Origin of the sequence: uncultured Sphingorhabdus sp., from assembly GCF_937872355.1 — a bacterium.
Taxonomy (GTDB): Bacteria; Pseudomonadota; Alphaproteobacteria; order Sphingomonadales; family Sphingomonadaceae; genus Sphingorhabdus_B.
The window spans coordinates 1-3,978 of sequence record NZ_CALMSV010000223.1 but is presented as its reverse complement, the minus strand read 5'-3'; the positions used below and the strand labels follow the sequence as shown (position 1 = coordinate 3,978).

The following is a 3,978-nucleotide window of genomic DNA, read 5'->3' as shown; positions in this document are numbered from 1 at the left end:
GGCGGTTCCGGGCGGTCCAGCGATACGGGCAGGGCCGGGGGGAGGCGCGCCCGCCACGCTTTCGCGCTCGGCAATCTGGCGCAGAAATTCGGGGCTACCTTCTTCGGGCTTCCAGCTGCGCGCATAGACCCGCTCATAATCGCGCCAGCTTTCGGCATCATATTCGCTGTCGATGCGGATGGTAACAGCGCCGGTCTTGCCTTTGCGCTTGACGGTGTTTTTGAGGCGGCTGGGGCGGGTTTCCCAATAGGCGTCCAAGCTGCGGCCTTTAACCTCAAGGATATGGTTCTGGTCGCATACTTCACGAAATACGGACCAGCCAGCAGTTCTGAACGCGGCTTCAACTGCGCTCGCGCTGCCTTCCTCATCGGGTACAGGAGACAAGGTAAGCCGACGGGCATGCGATTTGGCCTGCTTTGCCAGCAGCCTTAGCAATGCCATCCGCTCGACTTCGCTTTCGGCATTTGCAAAAATGGGTCGCCAAGTGAAATTATACCAGTTGGCCAGCGCGACCAGATGGCCGCTTTCAGTCTGCATCAGCGGCAGCCAGCCTTGCGCGTCGCCGCCACAGGCTTGCAGCAAGGCGGGGGTCTTTTCGCGCAACGCGGTGCGGTGCAAACTTTCGAGCCAGTCGAGCCGGTCAAACAGGCAGGGCTGCGCCTCGCGGTCAAGCGCACCAGCGGCGGCAGCTTGCGCAGTCAGGAAATTATCGTGATATTCACACTTAACTGCCAATTATCGCCCCCGATTAACCCTTTACCCAATGACTTTTGACCCAATGACCGACGATTTGCCAGCCTTTCCGCTCGATCACCTCGCACTTCGCGGGGCGCCTGACGCGCCTGCGCTGCGCATCAAGGACAAGGTCTATAGTTATCAGTCGTTAAATCATCGTATCGGTCGGCTGGCCGCGATATTGGCCGCCCTAGATTTTACAGCCGGGGACCGGATCGCCACTTGGCTGCCAAAGACCGAACTCGCTTGCCTGATGCCGCTTGCGGCGGTTCGCGCAGGGCTGGTGCATGTGCCGATCAACCCGCTGCTCAAGTCTGCGCAGGTTAAGCATATATTGGGCGATAGCGGTGCGAGGGCATTGCTGACGGCCAAGGTGCGGGCCGGACAATTGAGTGCGGGTGACGTGCCGGACGGTGCACTGCTGCTCGATGAAAGCGAAATCCTCATTGCCGTTGACCAGCCCGGCGACGTGATGCCGCCGCTCCCTGCCGATATCGATACCAACGGCCTTGCCGCTATACTCTATACCAGCGGTTCGACGGGTCGCCCCAAGGGGGTGATGCTCAGCCACGCCAATCTGGCAATTGGTGCGGTCAGCGTGGCGAGTTACCTGAAACTGGCAGCCGATGATGTGACCCTCGCCGTTCTACCCTTGAGCTTCGATTACGGCCAGAACCAGCTTCTATCGACCTGGCAGGCCGGCGGCTGCGTGGTTCCATTGGACTATCTGACGCCGCGCGATGTGATCAAGGCCTGTGCCAAGCAGGGTGTGACCACCCTCGCGGCCGTGCCTCCGCTTTGGGTGCAATTGGCTGAGCAGGACTGGCCCGAAGAAGCAACCGCCGCGATGCGCCGCCTGACCAACAGCGGAGGCGCGCTTACGCCCTCGCTGGTCAAGGCGCTGCGCGGGATATTCGGTGCAAAGACCGCTATTTATGCAATGTACGGCCTCACCGAAGCCTTCCGCTCCACCTATCTCGATCCTGCGCTGATAGACGCCAACCCGACCAGCATGGGCAAAGCCATTCCCTTTGCCGAAATCATGGTCGTCGCCAAGGATGGCAGCGAGGCGGCGTCGGAAGAGCATGGCGAACTGGTCCATGCCGGGCCGCTGGTCGCACAGGGCTATTGGAAAGATGCGGAGCGCACCGCGCTGCGTTACAAGCCTGCGCCCGTATTCTCTCGCTATGGCGGGATGGCGGTCTGGTCGGGCGACACCGTTTGGCGTGATGCGGATGGCTTGCTTTATTTTGTCGGCCGCGACGACGCGATGATCAAAACTAGCGGCAATCGTGTTTCCCCCACCGAAGTAGAAGAGGCTGCCATCGAAAGCGGTTTGGTCGCCGAGGCCTGCGCGCTGGGCCGCAAGGATGAGCGGCTGGGCGAGGCGATTGTGCTGTTTGTGCGGGCAATTGGCGCAGCCGACGAGGCCGCACTGGTTGCGCATATGAAGGCTGCTCTCCCCAATTTCATGCAACCCGCTGACTATGTCTGGCTCGACGCATTCCCCAAAAATGCCAATGGCAAGCTGGACAGGGACGGACTGAAGGATAGGTTGTCGGCATGAGCGACGCAAAAGCCAAACCCACAGGACCAATCCCGCCCTATTTCGCCTCGAAGGACGGCGAGTTGGCGATTGGGGGCAAGACGGCTTCCGTGCTGGTTGCCGAAGTAGGCGATACACCTTTGTTTGTCTATTCGACCGGAGCGCTTGAAGCGCGCATCGGCGAACTGCGTGCAGCGATGCCCAAGCAATTGGGCATCCATTATGCGATGAAGGCCAATCCCTTTGCGCCACTGCTCGGCTGGATGAGCGCGAGGGTCGACGGGTTCGATGTCGCTTCGGGCGGGGAGTTGAAGCTCGCACTCGATGCAGGTGTAGCAGCAGACAAGATCAGCTTTGCCGGCCCCGGCAAGCGTGACCGTGAGTTGGAGTTTGCGATTGCGAACGGTGTGATGCTCAACTGTGAGTCGGAGGGCGAAGCGGAGCGCGCCTTTGCGATAGGCGAGCGACTGGGGGTGGTCCCCAAAATAGCGGTGCGCGTGAACCCCAGTTTTGACCTCAAAGGTAGCGGTATGAAGATGGGCGGAGGGGCAAAACCCTTTGGCGTCGATGCCGAACGCGTGCCTGCACTGGTGCAGCGTATCCTTTCTGCCGGAGCCGAATGGCGCGGCTTCCATATCTATGCAGGCTCGCAGGCGCTGGATGCCGAGGCGATTATCGCGATGCAGGCGCAGACGCTGGCGCTTGCTGCAGAACTGGCAGAGGCGGTCGGGGTGGCCCCGCCCAAAGTCAATCTGGGCGGCGGCTTTGGTATCCCCTATTTCCCCGGCGATACAGCGTTTGATCTGAATGCGGTGGGCGGTGCACTCGGGCAGGCGCTGTCGGCACTACCCGACATCCTGAAAGACACGCATTTTTGCATCGAACTGGGGCGTTATCTGGTCGGTGAAGCAGGAGTCTATCTGTGCCGTTTGGTCGACCGCAAGGTCAGCCATGGTGAAGTCTTCCTCGTGACCGATGGCGGTTTGCATCACCAATTGGCGGCGTCGGGCAATTTCGGTACCGTCATCCGCCGCAACTATCCGGTCGCAATTGCCACGCGCTTCGATGCCCCGGCGGATGAAGTGCAATCGGTGGTCGGCTGTCTGTGCACGCCGCTCGACCGCTTGTCGGACGGTGCGCTGCTGCCGCGCGCAGAGGTTGGCGATCTGGTCGCGATATTCTGTGCAGGGGCCTATGGTGCAAGCGCGAGCCCGGCCAATTTCCTTGGCCAAGGTGCTGCGCTGGAGATGTTGGTTTAGTTGAGCTCAGCCGACTTTGGTTTCGGCACCCAAAATCAGCGGGTCGGTCTTGCTGATGTCGATGGTCGCCTTGCCGATATTGGGCACATGGCTGCCGCGATGCTTGAATTTGCCTTCAACCATTCCGCCGGGGGCAATGGTCAGGCTTTGATAGACGACATCGCCCGAAATGCGCGCGCTGGCTTCGATCACCAGATCGCCTGCCTCGATCGAGCCATCGACCTTGCCCGAAAGGCGCGCGGTTTCAGCGACAACCTTGCCGCTGATCACGCTGCCTTCGCCTTGGACGAGCGAACCGCAGGTGACATCGCCGTTGACCTTGCCGTCGATATGCAGGTCGACCTTGGCCGAAAGATTGCCGGTGATTTCAACATCCGATGCGATCACCGAAAATGTATGTCCGCCCCCACGCACGCTGTTACGCCCCTGCGCCGCTGC

At 60.7% G+C, this 3,978-nt stretch carries 4 protein-coding genes; 2 read left to right on the top strand and 2 right to left on the bottom strand.

From position 1 onward, the window contains the following. Positions 1-735, bottom strand: a 735-nt coding sequence (locus Q0239_RS14585; protein ID WP_298604149.1) for a GNAT family N-acetyltransferase, incomplete at its 3' end; no start/stop codon positions are given. Between the two features lie 28 nt (positions 736-763). Between Q0239_RS14585 and Q0239_RS14580 the strand changes: the two genes are divergently transcribed. Continuing rightward, complete coding sequence (locus Q0239_RS14580) at positions 764-2,302, top strand: acyl-CoA ligase (AMP-forming), exosortase A system-associated (protein WP_298604147.1); 1,539 nt, start codon at positions 764-766, stop codon at positions 2,300-2,302. Continuing rightward, entirely contained in the window at positions 2,299-3,540 is a 1,242-nt protein-coding gene (locus Q0239_RS14575) for a pyridoxal-dependent decarboxylase, exosortase A system-associated (protein ID WP_298604145.1), read from the top strand. The genes Q0239_RS14580 and Q0239_RS14575 overlap by 4 nt, the downstream gene beginning before the upstream one ends. Before the next feature lie 6 nt (positions 3,541-3,546). On the opposite strand, the gene Q0239_RS14570 is transcribed toward Q0239_RS14575, so the two are convergent. Further along, complete coding sequence (locus Q0239_RS14570; protein WP_367276121.1) at positions 3,547-3,927, bottom strand: polymer-forming cytoskeletal protein; 381 nt, start codon at positions 3,925-3,927, stop codon at positions 3,547-3,549. Positions 3,928-3,978 lie beyond the last annotated feature (51 nt).